The sequence below is a fragment of the Rhodococcus sp. NPDC127593 genome (genome assembly GCF_042671975.1).
GTDB lineage: Bacteria > Actinomycetota > Actinomycetes > Mycobacteriales > Mycobacteriaceae > Rhodococcus_F.
The window spans coordinates 1-4,396 of sequence record NZ_JBHXWI010000147.1 but is presented as its reverse complement, the minus strand read 5'-3'; the positions used below and the strand labels follow the sequence as shown (position 1 = coordinate 4,396).

4 protein-coding genes are annotated in these 4,396 nt (G+C 67.0%); 2 read left to right on the top strand and 2 right to left on the bottom strand.

What is annotated here, in order from left to right:
• Together ACFVJ3_RS49190 and ACFVJ3_RS49185 are read left to right on the top strand one after the other, a co-directional pair.
• On the top strand, window positions 1–423 hold a 423-nt coding region (locus tag ACFVJ3_RS49190), incomplete at its 5' end, for a transposase (protein ID WP_378458999.1).
• Window positions 424–743: 320 nt separating this feature from the next.
• Complete coding sequence (locus tag ACFVJ3_RS49185; protein ID WP_378458998.1) at window positions 744–1,304, top strand: IS5 family transposase; 561 nt, start codon at window positions 744–746, stop codon at window positions 1,302–1,304.
• A gap of 411 nt (window positions 1,305–1,715) precedes the next feature.
• Here the strand turns inward: ACFVJ3_RS49185 and ACFVJ3_RS49180 are convergent, their stop codons facing one another.
• Window positions 1,716–2,777: an aldose 1-epimerase family protein gene (locus ACFVJ3_RS49180; RefSeq protein ID WP_378458997.1), complete on the bottom strand. Its 1,062-nt coding sequence runs from the start codon at window positions 2,775–2,777 to the stop codon at window positions 1,716–1,718.
• Entirely contained in the window at window positions 2,774–4,291 is a 1,518-nt protein-coding gene (locus tag ACFVJ3_RS49175) for an aldehyde dehydrogenase (NADP(+)) (RefSeq protein ID WP_378458996.1), read from the bottom strand. The genes ACFVJ3_RS49180 and ACFVJ3_RS49175 overlap by 4 nt, the downstream gene beginning before the upstream one ends.
• Window positions 4,292–4,396: the final 105 nt, after the last annotated feature.

The window sequence follows — 4,396 nt, the reverse complement described above, 5'->3', positions numbered from 1 at the left end:
CGGCACCCGGACGCTGAGATCTACCTCAGCCAACCCGGCATGGGCGGTATCACCGGCGCCCGGGTGCTCGCAGAATTCGGCGACGCCGACGGCCGTTACGCCGACGCCAAATCCCGCAAGAACTACGCAGGCACCGCACCGATCACCCACCAATCCGGCAAGACCAAGACCGTCCACGCCCGGTTCATCCACAACGACCGCCTCGTCGATGCCCTGCACCTGCAGGCAGGCGCGGCGATCCTGCACGACGCCGCGGCACGCGCCTACTACGACGAGCTACGCGCCCGCGAGATCGACCACAACGCCGCCCTACGCCAACTCGGAAACCGGCTCGTCGGAATCCTGCACGGCTGCATCAAAACTAAAACCCCCTACAGCCAAGCCGCCGGATGGGCTCACCGCTACCAACACCTCATCGCTTGACATCCAAGCTCCAGGGATGTCTGACACGCAGGGTGGCGGGCGCGTGCCTCGCTGAGAACCCAGAAGTGGGCTTCTGGTTGGGTCGGAAACGACCAAATCCCCGCGCACACCAGGAGCCCACACCAGGAGCCCACAATGCCATCATCGCCGATCTCACCATGCCCGTCGTGTCCGCCCCACGCGGCGGGCGGACACGGTTGCGCGGTGTACTCGTCGCCGGTCACTGACGCAGAGTGGGCGAGCTCGAACCACTGTTGCCTGCGCCGGGCGGCACGGCAGGCCGCAGCTGACGACCCGAGACGTATTGCCGCCGTGGGATAGTGGATGCCATCTTGTACATCGTGCGCGGTTGTATCGCGTGGCGACAACTGCCGGTGGAGTTCCCGCCGGCCGGGACGGTGTACGCGGTCTTCACCCGCTGGGCCCGCAGCGGCGCGTGGCAGCGCATCCTCGACACGCTGCGCGACCGGCTGCGAGTGCGGGCCGGACGGGACCGGTGCCCGACCGCGGCGATCATCGACTCGCAGACGGTGCCGGCCGCCGATACCGTGCCCCGATCGAGCCGCGGCTGGGATGGCGGCAAGAGAACGAACGGCGTTAAGCGGCACATTGCCGTGGATGTGAACGGCCTGCTGCTCGCCGTTGTCGTCACCGCCGCCTCGATCCAGGACCGCGACGCCGCGCACCGACTCCTGGCAGCACTGCGCGGCAGCTTCACCACCATTCGGCTGGTCTGGGCCGACGGCGGTTATCCCGGCCGGTTGCTCGTCTGGGCGAAAGACGTTCTTGCCCTTCCTATGCAGATCATCAAACGCAACCCCGGCGCCACCGGTTTCCACGTTCGGCCCCGCGTGTGGGTGGTCGAGAGAAGTTTCGCGTAGATCAACAAGCACCGCCGCTGCGTGCGCGACTACGAAACCAGACCCGACCATCACGGAGCCATGGTTCACATCGCGATGATCGCGACCATGACCAGGCGGCTCGCCCGAACCTGACGGTTTTCAAACGCACTCTCTGCGTTCGAGGGCGCCCAGGCTTCACCTCTTACACGCGATTGAAGTGACTTCAGTTTAGATGAGGATGCGCGAAGTGTGAAGGCTTCGGGAAAGCTCATTACAGCCGATTCTCGGCTCCAATGGTCCGACGGAGGGACACGTCCGAGACACTCGATGCGGTACGAGCACAGGCGCGTCCCTGCGAACATGGAGCAGGCGGCGGTAACGGACAGACCGCACGACTGAAGTCGGGATCAAGGCATCCGTTCTGTTCGTGTGGGCATGAACGACGTTTCCTTACTCCCGACTACCCGTTAGTTGCTGGCCCGACCAACCGAGCACGGTCGGTAGCTGACGTGGGAAGGATTCGACCCTGGTGACGACGGGCCGGTCCGTGACGTCTTCATTCTGCGTATCGGTTTCGTCTCGAGCAGGCGCCGCATGCGGTCCTACGGGCTTTGGTCGTGCACCGGGGCCAGGTGCCTTCCGGGACAGGGAGATGCGCAGACCGAACTCGCGTTCCTGCCCCGGACCGAGGTGGAGTTGGGCGGGTTTGCTGCGGTATTCGCCATCGAAATCGGCGGGTGACGGCAGCCCGAACCACGGTTCGATACACAGCAGATCGGTGTCGTCGGGTGGAGACCAGATGGCCAGCTGCTCGAACCCGCTCCAGGACAGGGTCAAACCCTCGCCGTCATCGGATTGGTAGCGCACCGCGGTGCTCGACAACTGGTCCAAGATCACCGCACCGTCCCGGAACAGGCCCGGATGCAGAGGTAACGATGATCCCTGAACGGGATTCGGCTGGTCGTCGGCGCGCAGCAGGACGTTGTCGACGCGGCGCACCGGCGCGGATTCGAGGTCGCTGAACTCGAGCCGGTAGCTTCCCTTGGCGTCCCCGTCGTGGAGTGGCCACCGGAAGGCCGGGTGCACACCGATCGACGCCGGCAGCGTCGCCTCGCTGCTCGGGTTACCGATCCGGTAGGTGACCGAAAGCTCGTCACCGCCCAGGTCAAATTGAACGTCGAGCACGAACGAGAACGGGAAGTACCGGTCCGTCCGGGCGGTGTCGGTGAGCCGGAAATGCGCCGACGTCGCACTGACCGCGACCCGAGCGAACTCCACGTCCCGGGCGAAGCCGTGTTGCGGCATCGGGTACCGCATCCCGTTGTGCACGAGGATGTCATCCGCCATCCGGCCGATCACGGGAAAGAGCACCGGGGCGTGACGAGGCCACTCCGGCCCCGCCTGCCACAACATTTCCAGGTCCGCGGCGTTGCGCAGCGAACACAGCTCGGCCCCGACAGGATTGACCGCGGCCGTGAGTCGGCCGTTTCTCAACAGGGTGCGGTCGGTCATGACCGGTTCGGAACGATGAGCCGGCCGTCCACGCGACGAGGGATCGCGGCGTACGACTCCCGCAGTTCCTCCGGCAAGGCGAACTCGGGAGCGTTCTGCCAGGTCACCGGGCGCAGGAACCGACGGATGGCGGTGGTGCCGACCGAGGTGTGCAGGGTGTTCGTCGCCGGCCACGGCCCGCCGTGGGTTTGCGCCCAGGAGACCAGGACGCCCGTCGGGTAGCCGTTGTAGAGCACTCGTCCGGCCTTGGCCCGCAGGATTCCGGTCAGCTCCGACACCCGGTCAACCTCGTCGTCTTCGGCGTGGATGGTTCCGGTGAGCGATGACGGGAGTTCGGCTATCGCGGCGCGGAGCTCGTCGTCGCTGCTGTAGCGGGCGATGATGGTCATCGGGCCGAAGCATTCTCCGGTCGCCTGCGGGGTCAGGTCGGCAGCGGTGATGCTCAGCAGCAAAGGGGTGACGGCAAACCCCTCCTCGGCGGGCTTGCCGCCGCGGGCGAGCACCGAGACCGCTCCCAGCCCTTCGGCGCGGCCGCTGATTTCGCCGAACGAGGTGAAGATGCGCTCGTTGAGCAGCACCGGTGCATCGGTGTCACCCACGGCCTCGGCCGCGGCGGCGGCGAGGGCGTCACCGGCGTCGCCGGCGGGAACGAACACCAACCCGGGCTTGGTGCAGAGCTGTCCGGCCGAGACGGTGAACGAGTCCGCGAGACCGGTGCCGATCGCCGGACCCCGCGCTGCCGCTGCGCCGGGAGTGACGACGACCGGGTTCAGGCTCGACAGTTCACCGTAGAACGGGATCGGCTCGTCTCGGCGACCGATGATGTCCAGCAGTGCCTGTCCACCGCCCAATGATCCGGTGAAGCCGACGGCCTTGATATGCGGGTCCGCGACGAGGGCTCCGCCGGCGGCCTGCCCGAACACGATACTCAACACACCGTCGGGGGTACCGAGGCGTCGGGCGGCGGCGACCATCGCCTCGAACGCCGCGAGGGAGGTGGCCGGGTGCGAGCTGTGCGCCTTGACCACCACGGGGTTACCGGCGGCCAGCGCGGACACGGTGTCTCCGCCCGGTACCGAGAAGGCGAGCGGGAAGTTGCTGGCCCCGAACACCGCGACCGGCCCGATCGGCACGAGAAGCCGGCGCAGGTCCGGCCCCGGCCCCATCGGGGTGTCCGCGGCGTGGTCGATGGCCGCTTCGAGGTAGCTGCCCTCATCGAGGACATCGGCGAACAGCCGTGCCTGGTACACGGTGCGGGTGAGTTCGCCGTTCAACCTGGTAGGGCCGATGGCCGTCTCCCGGTCCGCGGTCTCGACGATCAGGTGGCGGCGGGCGGCGAGTTCGTCGGCGATCGCGCGCAGCAGTGCGGCCCGAAACCCACGCCCTGCCTGCTCGAACTGGGGTGCCGCGTCGGCGGCGGCCCGGGCGATCCGGGTGACCTCCGCGGTGGTCGTTTCGTCGATGACATTGGTGGTCGTCCCCGTTCGGGGATCGGTGCCTGCGATGGCGGTCACGGTGCTCCTTCTAGCCCGAAGTTGCGGTAGCTCTCGGCGGAGATTGCATGATCGACCTGAGAAGACGACGGAAATCGATTCGGAAATGTAGCCACTAATACTGCG

Coding starts and splice junctions, on each gene's coding strand:
- ACFVJ3_RS49180 (WP_378458997.1), bottom strand. CDS start 2,777: ATGACCGACCGCACCCTGTTGAGAAACGGCCGACTCACGGCCGCGGTC.